The sequence below is a fragment of the Actinomycetota bacterium genome (genome assembly GCA_030776625.1).
Taxonomy (GTDB): domain Bacteria; phylum Actinomycetota; class CADDZG01; order CADDZG01; family WHSQ01; genus MB1-2.
The window spans coordinates 623,419-641,300 of the sequence record JALYHL010000001.1 but is presented as its reverse complement, the minus strand read 5'-3'; the positions used below and the strand labels follow the sequence as shown (position 1 = coordinate 641,300).

The 17,882-nt window shown below is 66.1% G+C and carries 17 protein-coding genes; 6 read left to right on the top strand and 11 right to left on the bottom strand.

Annotated features, from left to right (window positions below):
* Positions 1–21 precede the first annotated feature (21 nt).
* The 9 genes from M3N53_03140 to M3N53_03100 all read right to left on the bottom strand — a co-directional run bounded on the left by M3N53_03140 (position 22) and on the right by M3N53_03100 (position 9,503).
* Positions 22–1,224 (bottom strand): MCE family protein, encoded by a 1,203-nt coding sequence (locus tag M3N53_03140; protein MDP9067330.1) that lies wholly within the window; start codon positions 1,222–1,224, stop codon positions 22–24.
* On the bottom strand, positions 1,221–2,303 hold the full coding sequence (locus M3N53_03135; GenBank protein ID MDP9067329.1) for an MCE family protein: 1,083 nt from the start codon (positions 2,301–2,303) through the stop codon (positions 1,221–1,223). The genes M3N53_03140 and M3N53_03135 overlap by 4 nt, the downstream gene beginning before the upstream one ends.
* Positions 2,300–3,766, bottom strand: coding sequence for an MCE family protein (locus tag M3N53_03130; GenBank protein ID MDP9067328.1), 1,467 nt, complete (start codon positions 3,764–3,766; stop codon positions 2,300–2,302). The genes M3N53_03135 and M3N53_03130 overlap by 4 nt, the downstream gene beginning before the upstream one ends.
* Positions 3,763–4,758: an MCE family protein gene (locus tag M3N53_03125; GenBank protein ID MDP9067327.1), complete on the bottom strand. Its 996-nt coding sequence runs from the start codon at positions 4,756–4,758 to the stop codon at positions 3,763–3,765. The genes M3N53_03130 and M3N53_03125 overlap by 4 nt, the downstream gene beginning before the upstream one ends.
* On the bottom strand, positions 4,755–5,753 hold the full coding sequence (locus M3N53_03120) for an MCE family protein (GenBank protein ID MDP9067326.1): 999 nt from the start codon (positions 5,751–5,753) through the stop codon (positions 4,755–4,757). The genes M3N53_03125 and M3N53_03120 overlap by 4 nt, the downstream gene beginning before the upstream one ends.
* Complete coding sequence (locus M3N53_03115; protein ID MDP9067325.1) at positions 5,750–6,811, bottom strand: MCE family protein; 1,062 nt, start codon at positions 6,809–6,811, stop codon at positions 5,750–5,752. The genes M3N53_03120 and M3N53_03115 overlap by 4 nt, the downstream gene beginning before the upstream one ends.
* A 78-nt stretch (positions 6,812–6,889) precedes the next feature.
* Positions 6,890–7,741, bottom strand: coding sequence for an ABC transporter permease (locus tag M3N53_03110; protein MDP9067324.1), 852 nt, complete (start codon positions 7,739–7,741; stop codon positions 6,890–6,892).
* 8 nt (positions 7,742–7,749) lie between these two features.
* Positions 7,750–8,481, bottom strand: a complete 732-nt coding sequence (locus M3N53_03105) for an ABC transporter permease (protein ID MDP9067323.1) — start codon at positions 8,479–8,481, stop codon at positions 7,750–7,752.
* Positions 8,482–8,522: 41 nt separating this feature from the next.
* Positions 8,523–9,503 (bottom strand): ABC transporter ATP-binding protein, encoded by a 981-nt coding sequence (locus M3N53_03100; GenBank protein MDP9067322.1) that lies wholly within the window; start codon positions 9,501–9,503, stop codon positions 8,523–8,525.
* A gap of 168 nt (positions 9,504–9,671) precedes the next feature.
* On the opposite strand from M3N53_03100, the gene M3N53_03095 reads away from it, so the two are divergent.
* The 3 genes from M3N53_03095 (at position 9,672) to M3N53_03085 (ending at position 13,216) form a co-directional block, all read left to right on the top strand.
* The gene (locus M3N53_03095) at positions 9,672–10,853 is read left to right on the top strand and encodes an acyl-CoA dehydrogenase (protein MDP9067321.1); all 1,182 of its coding nucleotides are present in this window, start codon (positions 9,672–9,674) and stop codon (positions 10,851–10,853) included.
* Positions 10,853–11,947: an acyl-CoA/acyl-ACP dehydrogenase gene (locus tag M3N53_03090; protein ID MDP9067320.1), complete on the top strand. Its 1,095-nt coding sequence runs from the start codon at positions 10,853–10,855 to the stop codon at positions 11,945–11,947. Before M3N53_03095 ends, M3N53_03090 begins: the two co-directional genes overlap by 1 nt.
* Before the next feature lie 72 nt (positions 11,948–12,019).
* Positions 12,020–13,216 (top strand): alpha/beta fold hydrolase, encoded by a 1,197-nt coding sequence (locus M3N53_03085; GenBank protein ID MDP9067319.1) that lies wholly within the window; start codon positions 12,020–12,022, stop codon positions 13,214–13,216.
* Here M3N53_03085 and M3N53_03080 read toward each other — a convergent pair.
* Positions 13,213–14,358 carry an acyl-CoA dehydrogenase family protein gene (locus tag M3N53_03080; GenBank protein ID MDP9067318.1) on the bottom strand — a complete coding sequence of 382 codons (1,146 nt, stop codon included), beginning with the start codon at positions 14,356–14,358 and terminating at the stop codon, positions 13,213–13,215. The two genes, M3N53_03085 and M3N53_03080, sit on opposite strands and share 4 nt — an antisense overlap.
* Positions 14,359–14,396: 38 nt before the next feature.
* On the opposite strand from M3N53_03080, the gene M3N53_03075 reads away from it, so the two are divergent.
* The 3 genes from M3N53_03075 (at position 14,397) to M3N53_03065 (ending at position 16,344) form a co-directional block, all read left to right on the top strand.
* Complete coding sequence (locus tag M3N53_03075) at positions 14,397–15,242, top strand: hypothetical protein (protein ID MDP9067317.1); 846 nt, start codon at positions 14,397–14,399, stop codon at positions 15,240–15,242.
* On the top strand, positions 15,243–15,842 hold the full coding sequence (locus tag M3N53_03070) for an MBL fold metallo-hydrolase (protein MDP9067316.1): 600 nt from the start codon (positions 15,243–15,245) through the stop codon (positions 15,840–15,842).
* 124 nt (positions 15,843–15,966) lie between these two features.
* A complete protein-coding gene (locus M3N53_03065) occupies positions 15,967–16,344 on the top strand; it encodes a response regulator (protein ID MDP9067315.1) in 378 nt (125 codons plus the stop codon).
* 41 nt (positions 16,345–16,385) lie between these two features.
* On the opposite strand, the gene M3N53_03060 is transcribed toward M3N53_03065, so the two are convergent.
* A complete protein-coding gene (locus M3N53_03060; protein MDP9067314.1) occupies positions 16,386–17,774 on the bottom strand; it encodes a cation-efflux pump in 1,389 nt (462 codons plus the stop codon).
* Between the last annotated feature and the right edge of the window lie 108 nt (positions 17,775–17,882).

Here is a 17,882-nt window from a genome sequence, read left to right as displayed (position 1 = left end):
GCCGCTCGAGCCGGCCCGCGGCTACATGCTGTTCAGATAGAACAGGGTCCAGGACCAGTCGTCCATGCGCTGCGGCAAGGCGGATGTTTCCGCTTCCTCTGCGAGGACTTGGGTCACCGCGGCGGCCGCCGCGCTTGCGCCGGATCCTCCACTGCTCGCGTCGCCAGAGGACCTGGAGCCGTCGATGTTGTTCGCGCACCGAGCGTTCTTCGGCGGCAACCGTTTTGTTCTGGCGGTTGGGCGGCGCCGGTCGGTTCCATAGCTGCAGGACGCGGACGCCGGTTCGCCGATGGCGCCGAAGCGGACGAGCCCGGTCGAGGGCTCGAACGCGCGGGCGATCCTGTCCAGTCCCGTCGGCAGGAACTGGAAGATCTGTGAGAGGTCGTCGGCGTGCTCTGCTTGTAGATCGTTCAGCTCCGCGAACTGGGGAAGGAATCGGTCGACGTTGCGGTCGTAGGTCTCCAGCAAGCTGACGACCTCATCGGAGGTGAAGTTCGTGTTCGTCAGCAGCCGCTTCAACGCGTCCCGGTCTTGCGACAGCTCTTCGCTGACCTCGACCAGCCCTTCGATCGCGCGAGCGAAGTCAGCGCGGGAAGCGACGAAGGCTTCCCCGACCTTGCTTCCGTTCCGAAGGAGCCCCTGCACTTCGGGCGCCTTCTCCGCGAACAGCTCGGCAAGGTCCGCCGTTGACTCGATGATCGTCGCGATGTCTGGGCCGTGACCGGTGAGCCCGACGCCGAGCGCGTCCACGGCCCCCTTCAGCGCCTCGGGGGGAACGCCGCGCAGCACCGCCTCGAGCGTACTCAGCAGCTCCTGCGTGCTGACGGGAATCGTGTTCTGTTCCTTCGGGATCTCGTCCCCGTGCGCGAGGAAGGGCTCGCCGTCCACCGCCGGCAGGAGGTCGACGAACTGTTCGCCGACCGCGCTCTTGAACATCACGCGCGCCTCGATGTCTTCCTTGGGGATCTGGTCGTACGTCTTCTCGATCGACAGCTCGATCTTCACGCCTTCTTCGACGACCTCCATCGTCCCCACCCGTCCGACGGTGAGCCCGCGGTAGGTGACCTCTTGGTTGGTGAACACGCCGCCGGCGTCCGGGAAGATCGCGTAGACCGAATAGCGCGGCTCCAGCACCGACAGCACCTGCGTCGCCATCGCGTAGACGAGGCCCAGAGAGAAGATCAAAAAGGCCACGAGGTTGACCTTGATCCTCCAGCCGATCACGACGCGCTCCTCAGCGGCTGGCGCAGGATGAACTCGAGATCGCTGCCCGTCGGGTCTAGCGACGACCCCGACATCCCTCCGTCTTCATCCGCATCTGCGGTCCGGTCCGGGTCGTCGTTCTGGTCCGAGTTCTCGCACGTCGTCCCGGGGCCGTAGTAGTCCGGTGGCGCCTGGCAGACGTCCAGCTGGATGTAGTCGCCCGGCGCCGTCTCGGGGAACCATTCCGCGAAGGTGGCCAGCGTCTGCAACGTCTCCCGCACGTTCGCGCTGTTCGCGACCGCCGTCTCCAGCACCGGCCGAAGGTCTCGGAACTGCCTGTCCAGACCCTCCTCGGTCTGGTCCAGCAACCGGACGCTGATGTTGGTGAACTCGTTGAGGGTGACGAGCAGCCTCCGGAGGCCCTCCTTCTGACGGTTGAGGACCTGCGACGACTCCGCGAACGATGCGAGGAACTGCTCCAGCACGGCCTCGTCCCCGAGGATCGTCTGCGCGACGGAGTCGAGGTTGTCGACGGACGTGGCTATCTCTTCCTTGCGACCCGCGAGAACGCCGGTGAAGTCGTTAAGTCGCGACAGCACCTCGCGCAGCTCGCCCGCGTTGTCGCGCAGGATCTTTGCCTGTGCGCTGGTGAACCGGTTGATCTGCTCGAGGTTCCCCGCGCCCAGAACCCCGGCCAGTTTCGCGAAGACCTCTTCGAGCTCGCTTGCCTTACCCGTCTGATCCGTGCCGACGAGAGCGCCGTCCTCCAGGAACGGCGGTCCTGCGGACTGCGCCTGGATGTCGACGAACTTCTCGCCGAGCAGTGACGTCGTTCGCACCACGAGCCGCGCGTCGGCCGGGATCTTCTCTTCTTCGTTGACGCACATCGTCACCCGCGCGTTCCACCCGTCGAGCTCGATCTTCTGGACCGTTCCGACCTCGACGTCGGACGATTGCACGTTCGCGTTCTCGACCAGGTCACCAACCTGCTCGAAGTCGGCGATGATCTCGGTTCCCTCGCAGGCGCTTGCGAAGCCGAGCACCGCGCACGACGACATCACCGTCGCCATCGCAATCAACAACGCGATCCGCCGGATCACGATGTGCCCCCGATGTACGTCAGGAAGCCGTCGAACCAGGCGCCGAAGCGCGACCATGCCGAGGGCTTGTCCGGGTCGGGCACTGGCGTGGATGCTGCGTTCCCCGTCAGATCATCCAGGTCTTCGGTCACATCGCCGGGGAGCGGGTCGGAGCCGAGGTCCTTCAGTCGATCCAGGAGGCCCTCTTCCTCGATCGCCTCGCCCAGCTCTCTGCACTTCTTCTTGAGCTTGCGCAACCTCTTCTCCAGCGGGCCCACGATCTCGTTGGTTACCTCGGGCGGAAGCCCAACGCCCTCGATCCGCTCGAGCTGACGCCGCACTCGGCGGACCCCCTTATCGCAATCGAGCTTGCCCAGAAGCGGCAGCGCGGTGTCGGCGGGCAGCTCCGCGGCGGCGGGTCCGGAGGAGCGAGGCTCGCCCGTCTCTTCCCTACACAGCTCTTTCAGGGCGTCCTTGATCGGCGAGTCCGGAAGCGGCTTGAGCGCTTCGCACTCCATCCTGGCGCTCGCGTTGTCGCGCACGTCGATGTTCTGGTGGTTCGGGTTGTAAGCCTTGGTGGCGCCCTCACCGACAACAGGCAGCCACTCCAGCGACTCCTCCACCGACGCCCGGTGCCTGACGATCGTCGTCACGACCCGCGCCGCGAGGCCGAGGTCCTTGCCGAGCCGGTCGCCGTGCTGCTCGACCAGGCTCCCGACCTCACCCGTCAGGTTCGCGAGGTTCACCAACGTCCCCTCGAGGTCGTCGCGGCTCTCCGCGAGCGCCGTCATGACGAGCGCGAAGTTGCGGTTGAGCTGCCCGAACGTGTTGGCCCGCGTCGCAAGGCGCCCGAAGAGGTTGTCGAGGTTCGTGAGCAGTCCGGAGATGTCTTCCTGCGCGCCGGCGAGCGTCGACGTCAGCTCGGACCCCGTGATCAGCGTTCCCTTGAGATCCTCTTCGCGGTCGCGCAACGTCTCGTTCAGTTGCACGATGAGCTCGCCCAGCGCACCGGGCTCGCCTGACTTACCAGGCTCGATCGCATCGAGCAGTTTCTTCAGCTGCTTGAAAACGTCGTCGAGCTCGGCCGGGATGAACGTGTTCTCCACCGGGATCTCCGCGCCGTCCTCCAGCGCGGGCCCGCCTTGGTAGACCGGAGCGAGCTGGACGTACCGATCGGAGATCACCGAGATCGGAACGATCTGCGCGATCGCGTCCGCCGGAACCTTGTACTCGTCTTGGATGTTCATCACGACCTTGACCTGGCTTCCCATCGGCTCTACCGACTCGACGGTCCCCACCGGGACGCCCAGGATGTCAACGTCGGAGTTCTCGAAGAGACCGATCGCCTTCGTGAAGTAAGCCGTGACCTGATACGTGTCGTCGCTTGCGTTGATTCGGTTGTAGCCGAGATAGCCGCCCCCAAGAACCAGCAGGGCCGCGACCGCGAGGGCAAGAGGGCGGATGAACCGCGACATGTCTGTCATGGCCCTTCCTCCTCGTCGTTCTCGCAGGTCTGAGAGAGAACGAGCGCGCAGGTGTAGATGTCGCCCCACCTGCCCTGGGTGAAGATCGATCCGAAGTAGCGGGCGGAGGGCCCGGCGTACTCGAAAGCAACGTCGAGGTGCTCGACGTTGCGCTCCAACACCACGAGCGCGTTGTGCAGGTCGGTGAGGATGTCATCGACGTTGCCGCGGTTCTCGCGCAGCACCGCCGTTACGGTCCCCGCCATCTGCTTCGTCGCCACCAGCAGTGACTGGAGCTCCTCTCGCTTGCCGGCGAGCGAACCCAAGACCGAGTTCGACGCATCGATCAGGCGCACGAGCTCGTCGCCCTCGTCCGCCAACAGCGCGGTGAGCTCCCTGGAGCCGGTGAGCAAGGATCGCAGCTCTTCGTCCTTCTCGTTCAGCCCGGTCCCGAGCTCGTTCAGGCCCTCGAGCGCCAGGCCGACCTCGTCCTCGGCCTCTGCCGTCAGCTTCGTCAGCTGGCGGAGCGCGGCGTTCAGCGCGTCGCCGTCGAGCTCCTCCAACACACCTGTCCCTTGGTTCGCCGCTTGGTAGATCTCGTACGGCACCGTGGTGCGGTCCACCGGGATCACATCACCGTCGGCCAGGAACGGTTCGCCGCCGCTCTTCGCCTCGAGGTCGATGAACTTCGTGCCGAGAAGAGTCGCCAGCTTGATGTTGGCGTAGGAGTCCTGTGGGATCTCCGTTCCGTTGTCGATCTCCATCGTCACGAGCACGTGGTCGTCGCGGAGCTCGATCTCCGATACCGTTCCGACCTTTACGCCCGCCACGCGCACCTGGTTTTCGGCCTGAAGTCCCGCCGCGTCTTTGAACTCGGCCTGGAGCTCGTACGCCTGCTTCAGGGCGGGCAGGCGATCTATGAAGAAGGCGAAGGTCGTCGCGGCCGCGATCGCGATGATCGAGATGATCCCGACGAGGGCCGGGGAGCGCTCGCGGAAGTTCTTGACGCTCATCGCCGGCACTCCAACCGGTCGGGGAGGTTGATCCCGGTGAAGGCGCCCTCTTCGGGACAGAAGTTGACGACGTAGAGGTTGTACCACTTGCCGTAGCCCTGCGACCGGGCCGTCGACAGAAGCACTTCTTTCAGGTTCTTCGCGATGCGGTCGAGGGGGCCCAGGTTGTCGTTGACGATCGCGAGCAGGATGGCCAGGTCCTCAAGGTCCTCCTCGATGTTGACGCGGTTCCTTTCGATCAAGCCGCCGAACTTGTTCGACGCCAGCGTCAGGTCGTCGATCGTCTGCTCGAGCAACGGCGTGAGGTCCACCAGCGACTCCATGAACTGCGTGAACTCCTCGAGACTGGTGCGCAGGTTGCGCTCCTGGCCGTTGAGGACCGCGGTCAGTTCATCGAGATCCTCGACCAGACGAGCCAAGCGCTGGTCTCTGTCCGCCAGCGTCTTGGTCAGCTCGCCGACGTTCCCGAGGATGCCGGCGAGGTCACCTTCGCGTCCCTTGAACACCTTCAGGATCGCCCGCGAGACCGTGTTGATCTCTTCGGGATTCGTCGACTGGATCAGGGGCCGGAGGTTGTTGAACACGACGGAGAGATCGAGCGCGGGCCGGGTGTTCTGCACCAGGATCGTTTCCCCCTCGGCCAGCACCTCTGTCGACGGCTCTTCGGGCTGGAGGATGTTGATGACCCGCTGGCCCAGCAGGTTCAGGAACTTGATGTCGGCGATCGCATTCTGAGGGATGTCCACGTCGCCCTCGATCTCCATCTCGACCTCGGCGATGCCCTCCACAACGGTGAAGTCGACGACCTTGCCGATCTCGACGCCGGCGATCTTCACCGGGTCCCCGTTCAGAACCCCGGTCGCGTCGGTGAACTGCGCCTTCACCAGGTAGCTGTCGTCGAACGGCGACAGCTTGCCGATGACCGATGCAAGCCAGAACGTCACGATGATCGTGAAGATCGTGAAGACCCCGAGCTTCGTCGCGGTCGCTCTCACGACCTGCCCCTCGCGGCCGGCGCGAACAGAACGTCTTCTAGGTCGCTCGGAGCGGCCGCTCGGTCCGGTCCCGGCTCCTCTCCCTCTTCGTAGGCGCCCCTGGTCTCGGTCAGCAGGTTGTGGACGCGCCAGCATCGTCCGGGCACAACGTCACCCACGCTCTTCCCCGGCTCGTCGGTCGCCTGGCGATAGCGGCAGGTGTGGTCGATGTTGCGGATCCAGGCGGAGTTGAAGCGCGGCAGGACGCTCAGCAGCCGGTCGAGGTCCTCCGATCGCGCCGCGAGCACGCCGACAACAGTGGCGCCGCGGTCGACGATGCGGGTGAAGTCCGTGAAGTGCGTGTCGAACAGGTTGGACAGCTCGCCCAGGAGACGCGGCGCCTTCTCGAAGTTCTCCTCGATCAGCGCCTCCTGCTCGACGGTGAAGCGGTTCACGTCGTCCAGGTTGTCGAGCGCCTCGAGCAGGTCCTCGTCGACGTCGGCGAGCACCTCGGATGAGCTTGCCAGCGCGTCGATCCCGGACTCCAGGCGTTCGCGGTTGTCGTTGAGCGGCCTCAGCGCCTCGATGCCCTCGTTGATCCCGCGGATCGCGGCTTCTTCGTGGCCTACGAATCCACTTGCCAGCGCTTCGAGCGCGCCGGCCAGGTGCTCGGGGTCGATCGCGTCGAGCAGCGGCAGGGCCACGTTCAGGATCGTCTCGACCTCGAGCGGGTCGATCGTCCGGTCCTTCGGGATCTCATCGCCGCTCGCGATCCGGGCGTCGGCGGGCTCGTCGGGGAACAGCAGCTCCACCCACTTCTCGCCGAAGACCGTCTTTGCCCGCACCTGTGCACCGACATTTTCGGGGATCTGGTCGACCTGGTTGGGGTTCAGGTCGAGCGTGACCTTGCAGTCACCTTCGATCAACCGGATCGCGGAGATCTTGCCGACGAGGACGCCGCGCAGCTTCACGTCGCCGCCCTCGCGGAGACCCTGGCCGCAGTTCTCGAAGCTCGCGGTCGCGGCCACGACGTCGCTTTTGACCGCGCCCGTCAGCACCATCCCGGTGAGCGCGACCATGCCCACTCCCGCAGCGAGAGCGATGACACCTATCAGTACATGCCGCAGCCTTGTGATCTTCCTACCTCCGAACAGCGTTTAACCAGCGATGCGGACGGTGTCCGTAACCCCCCACATGAAGGCGGACATCATCAGGTTCAGAAGGTTCACAACGACGATGGACGCCCGGATCGCCTTGCCCACGGCGATGCCCACTCCGGCCGGTCCGCCCGTCGCGTTGAACCCGTAGTAGCAGTGGATGAGCGCGACCGCTATCGCGAACACGACCGCCTTGATCAACGAATAAAAGACATCGACAGCAGGCAGGAACAACCCGAAGTAGTGCGCGTATGTTCCGCCGGACAGACCGAGCAACTTGGTAACCACGAGCTCTGTTGCTATGTAGGACGCGAACAGCGAGATCAGATAAAGAGGTGTGATTGCGACGAGGGCCGCGATGATCCGTGTCGAGATGAGGTACGGCACGGGCTTCACCGCCATCGTCTCCAGCGCATCGATCTCTTCGTTCACGCGCATGGCGCCCAGCTCTGCCGTGAAGCCGGCCCCCACCTGGGCGGCCAACGTCACACCGGCGATCAGAGGTGTGATCTCTCTGGTGTTCGCGAAGGCCGAGACGAAGCCGGTGAAGGCCTCGGCCCCGATCAGCTGCAGGCCCTTGAAGCCCTCGAGCCCGACCTGGGTGCCGGTGAAGAAAGCCATGAAGAAGATGACGCCCGCGGTGCCGGCGCCGACGATCAGCGCGCCTGCACCCAGCGTGATCTCCGAGATCAGACGCGCCACCTCACCGCTGTGGCGGACTGCGGGGATCACGTCGAACAGGGACTTCGCCATGAAGCTCAGCTGTTCGCCGATGTTCGCGAGGCCGTCCACGCCGCGGGTGGCTACGCGCCCGGGTGCGCCGAAGGTCCTGCGAAGCGTTGCCTGTGCCATCGGGCTCCTTAACCGAACTTCTGGGGAACGATCGCGAAATACAGCGCGGTGAGGATGAAGTTCACGAAGAAGATCAGCATGAAGGTCACGACCACCGAGCGGTTCACCGCATCTCCGACGCCCTTCGGCCCCCCCTTGGCATAGAAGCCGAAGTAACAGGCGACCATGGCGGCGATCAGGCCGAAGATCCCTGCTTTCCCGATGGCCACGATCAGGTCGGCGGTCTGCGCCAGCAACGAGAACGAGGCGAGATACGCACCGGGCGTACCTCCTTGGATGATCACGTTGAAGAAGTAGCCGCCCGCGATCCCTGCCACGGAGACGAAACCGTCCAGGAGCATCGCCACGAACACCGCGGCCCAGATGCGGGGGACGACCAGAGTCTTGATCGGGTTGACCGCCAGCACCTCCATGGCGCTGATCTCGTCGCGGATCTTGCGGCTGCCGATGTCGGCGCACATCGCGGATCCCCCGGCCCCCGAGATCAGCAGCGCCGCAACGATCGGGGCCGCCTCCCGCACGACGGCCAGCACCATCGCCGCTCCAGTCTGCGACTCGGCACCCAGCTGGCGTGCGACGTTGCCCACCTGCAGGGCGATGGTCGCGCCGAAGGCGATCGACACCAGGACCGCGGGGAACATCGAGACGCTGGCGATGAACCACGACTGCCGGATGAAGTCTCGCCACGGGACGGGCCGCCGCGGCATGAGCCGGAAGGCCTCGAGCGTGATGGCGAACATGTTGCCGGTCTCGACCACGAGGGTGCGTGCGGGCCCGACCACTAGATCGTTTTCCTTCTGGGGGCCGCGCCGTAGCTCTCTTTCGCCCGCTGCGTCTCGAAATCGGCGTCCTCGTCGTCGCGGTCGCGGACCTCGGTCTCGCCGTCGCCCCGGGCGCCCGCGTCGCGCTCCATCTCCTCGGTCTCCTCGGCGGTCATCCCACGGCTGCTCTGGACGTCGGAGGGGCTGCGGGTGGCATCGCCGGTCTTGGTCGAGTCCTTCTCTTCAGACATGCCGATGGGGCCCTCGGTGTCACCGGACAGGAACTGGCGTACGACCGGGATATCCGACGTGAACATCTCGCGCGCGGGGCCGAACTTCACGAGGTTCCTGCGGTAGAGCATCCCGATGTAGTCCGCGACCTGCTTCGCGGTCGCGATGTCGTGCGTCACCACGATGAAGGTGGCGCCGAGCTGCTTGTTCAGGTCCATCGTCAGCACGTTCAAGAAAGCGGTGCGAACGGGGTCTAGGCCCGAGTCGGGCTCGTCGAACAGGACGATCTGTGGGTCGAGGACGAGAGCGCGAGCGAGGCCCGCCCTCTTCTTCATCCCGCCCGAGATCTCGCCGGGAAGCTTCTTCTCGGCGCCGGTCAGCCCGACCATCGACAGCTTCTCCTCGACGATGGACTTGACCTCGCTCTCCTTCTTCTTGGTGTGCTGGCGAAGCGGAAAGGCGACGTTGTCGAAGATGTTCATCGAGCCAAAGAGGGCTCCGTCCTGGAACAAGACCCCGAACTTCCGACGGACCTCGTAGAGCTCTTTCTCGTTCAGCGCCGGAACGTTCTTGTTACCGATCCAGATCTCGCCGCGGTTCGGCTTCAGCAGGCCGACCAGATGCTTGAGGAACACGCTCTTTCCGGTCCCCGAAGGACCGAGCATCAACGTGATCTTGCCCTGCGGGATATCGCAGGTGATGTCTTCCAGCACCGTCTGAGGACCGAACGATTTGGTCAGCCCTTTGATACTGATCTCTACTTCAGGCATCCATCCCCCAACCCAGGTTCTTCGGGCCGGACCTCGGCCGAAAAAACGAGGTCCTGTGGCCCGGGAAGCGTACTCCTCCCGGAGTTGCTACTGGTTCGCCGGATCTGCGCGTTCCTCCTGCTAGTCCGCCTTGTTGGCGCGGCCTGGGCGCCGCTATAGTGCCGCCGGATGGACTTCAGAGACACGCCGGAAGAGGCCGCGTTCCGCGCCGAGCTGCGCGCTTGGTTCGAGTCGAACCTGCCGGAGGGCTGGAAGGACCGCGGCCCTGCGCGCGGCCGCACCGAGGAAGAGATCTCGCGCGAGTGGTCGAAGCGCCTCTACGACGCGGGATACGCGGGCCTGACGTGGCCGAAGGAGTTCGGCGGCGCCGGCGCGCCCTACACCCACCAGGCGATCTTCTTGGAAGAGAGCGCCCGCGCCGAGACACCTGAGCACATCGGGGTCATCGGCCTCGGGATGGCGGGTCCGACGATCATCGCCCACGGGACGGATGACCAGAAGACCGCGCACCTCGGCAAGATCCTGTCGGGAGAAGAGGTGTGGTGCCAGGGCTTCTCGGAGCCCGGCTCCGGCTCCGACCTGGCGTCGCTGCGCACGCGCGCCGAGACGGACGGGGACGACTACGTCGTGAACGGCCAGAAGGTGTGGTCGAGCTTCGCCCACATCGCGGACTACTGCATCTTGCTCGTCCGCACCGACCCACAGGCGGTCAAGCACCGCGGGATCACCTACCTGATGGTCGATATGCATTCGCCCGGCGTCGAGGTGCGGCCTCTGAAGCAGATCACGGGCGACCCCGAGTTCAACGAGATCTTCTTCTCGGACGTGCGGGTGCCGCGGCGCAACATCCTTGGCAACGAGAACGAGGGATGGCAGGTCGCGATGACGACCCTCCTGCACGAGCGTGGCACGCTCGGGTTTGCGCTGACCGCCCGGCTCGAGGTCCTGATGCGCAAGCTGATCACGCTGGCTAGAGAGACCAAGAGCAACGGCACCGTGGCCGCCGACGATCCCTTGCTGCGCGACCGCATCGCTCGCCAGTGGGTCGAGCTCCAGGCTCTGAAGTTCACCAACTACCGGGCGCTGACCTCGCTGGTGAAGACCGGGATCCCCGGACCGGAGGGGTCGATCGCCAAGTTGCACTGGTCGGAGTCGAACCAGCGACTGACGAAGCTCGCCCTCGAGGTGCTGGGGCCGGCGTCGCAACTCGACGACGACGAGGCCTCGTGGGAGGGGTTCTGGCAGTACCAGCAACTCCGCAGTCGGGGCAACACGATCGAAGCCGGCACCTCCGAGATCCTGCGCAACATCATCTCGGAGCGAGTCCTGGGCCTGCCGAGGAGCCGTTAGTGGATTTCGCGTTCTCTGAAGAACAGCAGATGCTGCGGGAGTCGGCGCGCAGCTGGCTCGCGTCGAGGTTCCCGCCCCAGCGGGTGGCCGAGCTCGCCGATTCTGCGGAGGCATGGGACCGCTCGTCGTGGCGCGAGATCGCCGAGCTCGGCTGGGTGGGGCTCTCGGTTCCGGAGGACCAGGGAGGGGCCGGCTTCGGCTTCATCGAAGAGGCCGTGTTGTTCGAGGAGCTCGGTCGGGCGCTGTATCCGGGGCCGTATCTGGCGACGGTTGGCCTCGCGCTTCCAACGCTCGCGCGCAGCGGGTCGCTCGAGCGGGTGCTGGCAGGAGAGGCGACCGCGACCCTTGCGTGGGCGGAGCCGTCGGGTCCACACCGCCTCGACGATGTCGCTTCGGTCTCCACGAAAGCATCTGGATCGAACGGGAGCTGGACCCTGTCCGGGGAGAAGGCTTTCGTGCCCGACGCAGCCTCCGCCGATATCGCGGTTGTGGCCGCCGCCGCCCCCGAGGGCACCGCTCTGTTCGCGGTCGAGGTCGCGCGGGCCACCGTTGGATCAGACTCCACGATGGATGCGACGCGGCGGCTCGGGCGCGTAGTGCTGAACGAGACGCCCGCCACGATGTTGGTTCGTCCCGGGGAGGCGCCGGCCATGCTGGAGCGGATCCGTCTGCGGGCGCTGTCGGCGGTGGCACTGGAGGCTGTCGGCGTGGCGCAGACGGCGCTGGATCTCGCGATCGCGTACGTGAAAGAACGCAAGCAGTTCGACAAGCCGATCGGCGCGTACCAAGCCGTCTCGCATCAGGTCGCGGACACCTACATGGAGACCGAGTTGGCGCGCTCCCTTGCCTACTGGGCGGCTTGGTGCGTCGCCGAGTCGGACGCGCAGGCGCCGGTTGCAGTGGCCGCGGCTAAATCGGCCGCAGCCGAGGCGGCGGTGCGGGCGTGCGAGCGCTCGATACAGGTCCACGGCGGGACCGGCTTCACTTGGGAGCACGTCCTTCATCGCTATTACAAGCGCGCCCAGTGGATCGAGTCGTTCGAGGGCTTCGGGAGTCACCACCGCAAGACGGTCGCGGCCGCGATCCTCGCCTGATCCTGTGCCGGCGTATCTCGGGAACGCGGGATATGCGCCGCGCCGAGTAGATACAGGCCTATCCTGGCCGTCGTGAGCAGCGCGGCTCGTAGATCGATCGAACGCCTGCCGGAGCGCTTCAGCGGCTCCGCGATAAGCGCTCGCTACCGCCTCACCATCGACGGCGATTCCTGCGAGGTGGTCGTCACGCCCTCGTCCTGTCACGTCGAGGCGCCATGGGGCCAGCCCGACGCAGAGATATGCACGGACGCTGGGACCTGGCGCGAGATGGATCAGGGACGCCTGTCTGGGATCGAGGCGTTCGCCGAGCGAAGGCTGGTCGTGCGCGGCAGCATCGAAAAGTCACTTCATTTCGAGACGTCGTTCAGGAGACCCGACGCGGGCGGCCTCCGGTACTCGCTGCAAGACGTGGGGTTTGGTCGGTGTCGCGTCTCGACGCTGCAAGCGGGTGACCCGGCCGCGGAGCCCCTCCTGTTGATCCACGGGCTCGGCGCCACGAAGGCGTCGTGGCTGACGGTCGCTCCGGCCCTCGCGCGGCGGTACCGCGTGACGGCGATCGATCTACCGGGTTTCGGTGCCTCGTCCAAGCCGTACGGCAGCTACAGCGCCCCCTGGTTCGCCGACAAGATGTTCGACCTGCTGGACGGACTCCACATCCCACGGACGCTGGTCGCGGGCAACTCGATGGGGGGTCGCATCGCGATGGAGATGGCGATGCAGAGGCCGGAGCGCGTCGAGCGGATCGTGTGCCTGTGTCCCGCGGCGCCGTTCTCCCGGCGACCGGCGCTGGCTCTCGTTCGCCTTCTCCGACCCGAGCTGAGCGTGGCGGCGCCACGGTTGCCGCGGTCTCAGGTGCTGGCGGGTCTGAAGCAGCTCTTCGCCCGCCCGGCTCGTCTGCACGAGAGCTGGTTCGAGGCCGCCGTCGATGACTTCCTGACCGTGTGGCGCAGCCCCCGTGCCCGGGTCGCGTTCTTCCGGTCGCTCCGCAACATCTACCTGGACGAGCCGCTCGGCGACACCGGCTTCTGGCCGCGTCTGGCGCAGATGCAGACTCCCGCGCTCTACATCTACGGCAAGCACGACACCCTGATCACCCATCACTTCTCGCACAAGATCAAGCGCGCCGTCCCGCACGCGGAGGTTCAGGTCTGGGGGGACTGCGGACACGTCCCGCAGATCGAGTTCCCGAACCGCACCGCGGAGGCGATGTTGCGGTTCTTCGACCCTGCGGCCTCGCAAGACGCGCCGCGCCGTCGCGCGTCGGGCTAACTCAGCCCCAATCCCAGCTGCCGCGCGATCACGCGCAGGTGGATCTCTTGCGTCCCCTCGACGATCGCGAAGTAGCGGGCGTCGCGGTAGTGGCGTTCGATCGGGTACTCGCGCATGTATCCGTAACCACCGAAGACCCGGATCGCGCGATCCGTCACCTCGAGCGCCGCTTCCCCCGCCAGGTACTTGGCTACCGACGTCTCTAGGACCGGGTCCTTGTCCTCGTCGAACATCACCGCGGCCCGGTACACCGCTAGACGCGCGGCATCGATCTGCGCGTGTGAGCGCGCCAACGGGAACGAGATGCCCTGGTAGCTGGCGATCGGGCTCCCGAAGGCGCTGCGCTCCCGCGCGTGCGCGACCGCGGAATCGAGTGCCGCTTGCGCGACGCCGAGAGCGCCGCCGGAAACCAGGACGCGGCCGATGTTCAGGGTCTTCATCACGCGCTTGAACGCGCCGTGGTCGCCGCCGAGGCAAGCTTCGTCTGGGACGACGACGTCTTGGAGCACGACCTCCGCGATCTCCGACGAGAGGTTTCCCATCTTCTTGATCCGGTTGATCTGCACACCGGGCAGCGATGTCTCGACGACGAACAACGCCATGCCCTCTATGCCCGCCGCGGGATCGGTGTAGGCGACGACTATCACGTAGTCCGCGATCGGCGCGTTCGTGATGAAGGTCTTGGTGCCGTTGAGCACCCACCCGCCGTCGCCGGCGACGGCTTTCGTCTGGATCCCGCGCACGTCCGAACCCGCGTTCGGCTCGGTCAGACCGAACGCGCTGACCTTCTCGCCCTTCAACACCGGCACCAGATACGTCCGCTTCTGCTCTTCGGTCCCGAACGCGTAGATGGGATAGGTCCCGAGGTGCGACGAGACCGACAGCGCGGCGGCGAGCCCCGAGCACACGTAGCCCATCTCCTCGCGCAGGATCACCTCCGCGAGGCAGCTCGCGCCGGAGCCACCCAGCTCCTCGGGGTACCTGATCCCGAGGAACCCGGCGCGTCCGGCCGCCCTGAACAACTCCAGCGGGGTCCGTTCCTCCCGCTCGGCCTCTTCCGTCCGCGGCGCCAGCTCCCGCTGCGCGAACTCGCGCGCAGCGGCCCGGAACTCCTTCAGCTCATCCGAAAGCTCGAGGTCCACCACCGCAGGGTAGTCCTCCCTGCCTTTACGCTCGGGACGTGGATGACCAGCTGATGTTCGCCGACCGTTCCGAGCGCGGGAAGCTGCGCTTCACCGGGGAGCAACGCGGCTGGTTCCTGCACCAGATCCTTACCCAAGCCTTCGAGGACATAGCGCCCGGTGAGTCGCGCGCCGCGGCTTTCATCACAGCTCATGGGCGGATGAAGGCGTTCATGGAGGCGGTCGCGACGGAGGATGCGATCCTCATGCACTTCGAGCCGGAACTGCGGCCGACGTTGCCGGACGACCTGGCTCGTTACGTGTTCGCGACCCGCGTGACGATCGACGACGTCAGCGATGACCTCGGGCTGATCCTCGTCGTGGGGAAAGGATGGCGCGATGCGGCCGCGTCCTGCGCCGGGCCGATCGCGGTGCAGGAGACGGTCTCGCTCGGGCCGCCGGCCGGGTACCTGTGGATCCCGCGGGGGGAGGTCGCAGGTGCCGCAGAGACGCTGCGCGCAGCAGGGGTGGAGGAGGCCTCGGAGGAGGACCTCGAAACGATCCGTATCCGGAACCGCGTCCCACGCTGGGGCCGCGACATGGACGAGAAGACATTCCCGCAGGAGGCTGGCGTCGACCACATAGCGGTCCGGTACGACAAGGGCTGCTACCTCGGTCAGGAGGCGATGGCGAAGATCCACTTCCGAGGGAAGCCCAACAGGAGGCTCGCGGCGTTGGTAGCGGCGCAACCGTTGCAGCCGGGCACGCCGCTGACGCTGGGCGACCAGAAGGTGGGAAACGTCACGAGCGTCTCTGACGAAGGCGCGCTCGCCCTCGTCCGGTACACGGTCGGGGCGGGCTCGCGGCTGGACGCGGGCGGCATCAGCGCGACGGTTGCTTCGTAGATGTCACACCATTACGAAGGCGACGATCTGATCGTTCGCAAGATCCGCGTCGGCGACATGGAGAACAACGTCTACATCCTGGAGTGCCCCGAGACGCACGAGGCGCTGTTGATCGACGGCTGCTTCGAACCCGACACGATCCTGGCGGGCGCCGAGGGGGCCGAGATCGTGGCGATCGTTCAGACCCACGGTCACTTCGATCACGTCCAGGCGTTGCCGTCCCTGAAAGAGGCGTTGCGCGTTCCGGTGCACGCTCATGCAGGCGACCAGTACCCGGTCCCGATCGATCGGGAGGTGGCGGACGGGGACACGATCCCTTTCGGCAACCGGAGCGCGACCATCCTTCACACTCCGGGGCACACGCCGGGGGGCGTGTGTCTCTCGCTCCCGGGGCACCTCGTGTCGGGAGACACGCTCTTTCCGGGGGGGCCGGGCAACACCTGGGGAGATCCCGAGGCCTTCGCGGAGATCATGGACTCGGTCGAGCGCAAGCTGTTCGCGTTGTCGGACGACACCAGCGTCTACCCGGGACACGGCGCCGACACCACCATCGGCGCCGAGAGGCCGCACCTCCAGGAGTGGAAAGACCGCGGCTGGTAAGGCGAGGTACTGGCGCTAGCCCGGTGGGGTGTGCCACTACCGCTGACCCCACTCCGGCTAACGGCGGCGTTATCCACACTGGATAACGCCCGCCGGTGCTAACAAGGCAAGGTAACGTTCCCGCATGGCTGAAACCGGCGCTCCGAAGAAGGTCCTAGTCGTCGATGACGAAGAGGGGATCCGTTCCCTCCTGAAGGTGATGTTCGAGTCGGACCCTCGTTTCGACATCGTTGCGGAAGCCGAGGACGGCGTCGAAGCTCTGTCGCTGGCGCTGCGGCACCACCCGGACTACGTCATCCTGGACTATTCGATGCCGCGGATGAACGGCGAGGAAGCCGCCCGGGTCCTGCGCGGCATGCAGACCAATCTCTGCATCGTCGCGTTCTCCTCGGTCGTCACGGACCGTCCGGCGTGGGCGGACGCTCACCTCAGCAAGGAGCAGTTCAACGAGCTTCTCCCGCTGCTGCAGTCGCTGGAAGCCAACAACTGCAGCGTTCCCTAGAGGGGACACTCTCGCTCTACGCCGTCTGTCGCTCGCCGGCGTCAGCGCGCGGGCTCGAAGTGGATGACCACCGACCCCACCTCGGGGCGGGACGCGTGCAGGTGTTTCTCGATGCGGTCCGACGCGTCGTGGAGGCGCGCCAGCGGGAGATCCGGGCGGCCGGTGACGTGGGCAACCACCAACAGCCCGTGATCACTCGAGGTGACGAGCACCTCGTGACAGTCCACCACGTCCGGCTCCGCGGCCGCGGCGGCCTCCACCGCCTGCACCAGATCGCCCTGCAGCGCGGTGACGTCTGTACCCGCGGCGGTCGCGCCCAGCGGCTCGATGTGGCTGTCCACGCGAACCCCGTCGCCTAGCTCGTTCGCGACCGAGGCCTCCACCGCGTCGGACAGAGCGTGTGCATCTGCAAGAGATGTCTCGTTGCCGACCTTTGCGTGCAGCGTTACATGGAACTTCCGTTCCCCTTCTTGCTGGAAGGAGTGGATGAGGACGTTGTGCACCTCCCGGATGCCCTCGACGCGGCTCGCTGCTGCCTGCGCCCGCTCGACCAATCCGGTCGTCTCAGAGACCGGCTCGACGTGCACGACCACGTCGGTTCCCGGGGCCACGGCGCGGATCTCCTGCTCGACCGCCTCCGCGATGTCGTGAGCCCGCTCTAGCGAAGCCGTTCTTCCCGCAGCCACGGTGACGTCGGCGAACAAGTGATCGCCCGTACCGCGGACGCGCACGCGGCGGGTCTCGGCGACTCCGGCCGCTCGGGCGGCCGCCTCTTCGATTGCCTTGAAGCGAGCGGTGGGAGCGCTGTCCATCAGCACGTCGACGGAACGCTTCCCCACGCGGAAGGCAGCGACCGCCACCGCTGCCGCCACCAGGAGACCTCCTATCGCATCCGCCTTGTCCACTCCCGCCCTCGTGAAGGCGAGGCTCGCGAGAACGACGAGAGCCGTTCCGACATCCGTAGCGATGTTGAGAGCGCCCGCTCTTAGAGCGTCGGATCGTTCGGATCGCGCCGCTCTGATCAGGAACCCGGCCCGTGCTGCATCCACCACTGCGGACGCCGCCAGCAGGGTGAAGGCGTAACCCGGCGCCTCCACGTTCTCCTGGTCGCCGAGCAGACGGCTGATCGCCTCGACGGCCACGGCCGCCACGATGAACCCGAGGAAGATCGTCTGGGCGAACGCCGCGAGGTTCTCCGCCTTCGCGTGGCCGTAATGGTGGCTGCGGTCCGCGGGCCGCGCTCCCACTCGGACCGCGTACAGCACCAGAGCCAGCGCGACCACGTCGAGGGCTGAATCCAGTGCCTGCGACAGAACGGCAAGGCTGGAGGTCGCGAGCCAGAGCGCGATCTTCGTGGCCGCCAACGCGCCCGTGACCGAAAGTGCGGCGCGAGCGGCCCGCTCGGCGTTGCGCGTCGGCCTCGACTTCACCCTTCGAGGGTAGCGGGGGGCTCGAGGAGGCGAAAGGTGCCCTTCGGGACGCTGCTCCTGTTCGACTTGACAGGATTAGCTAAGACTAATAATAATTTTTAGCGGACA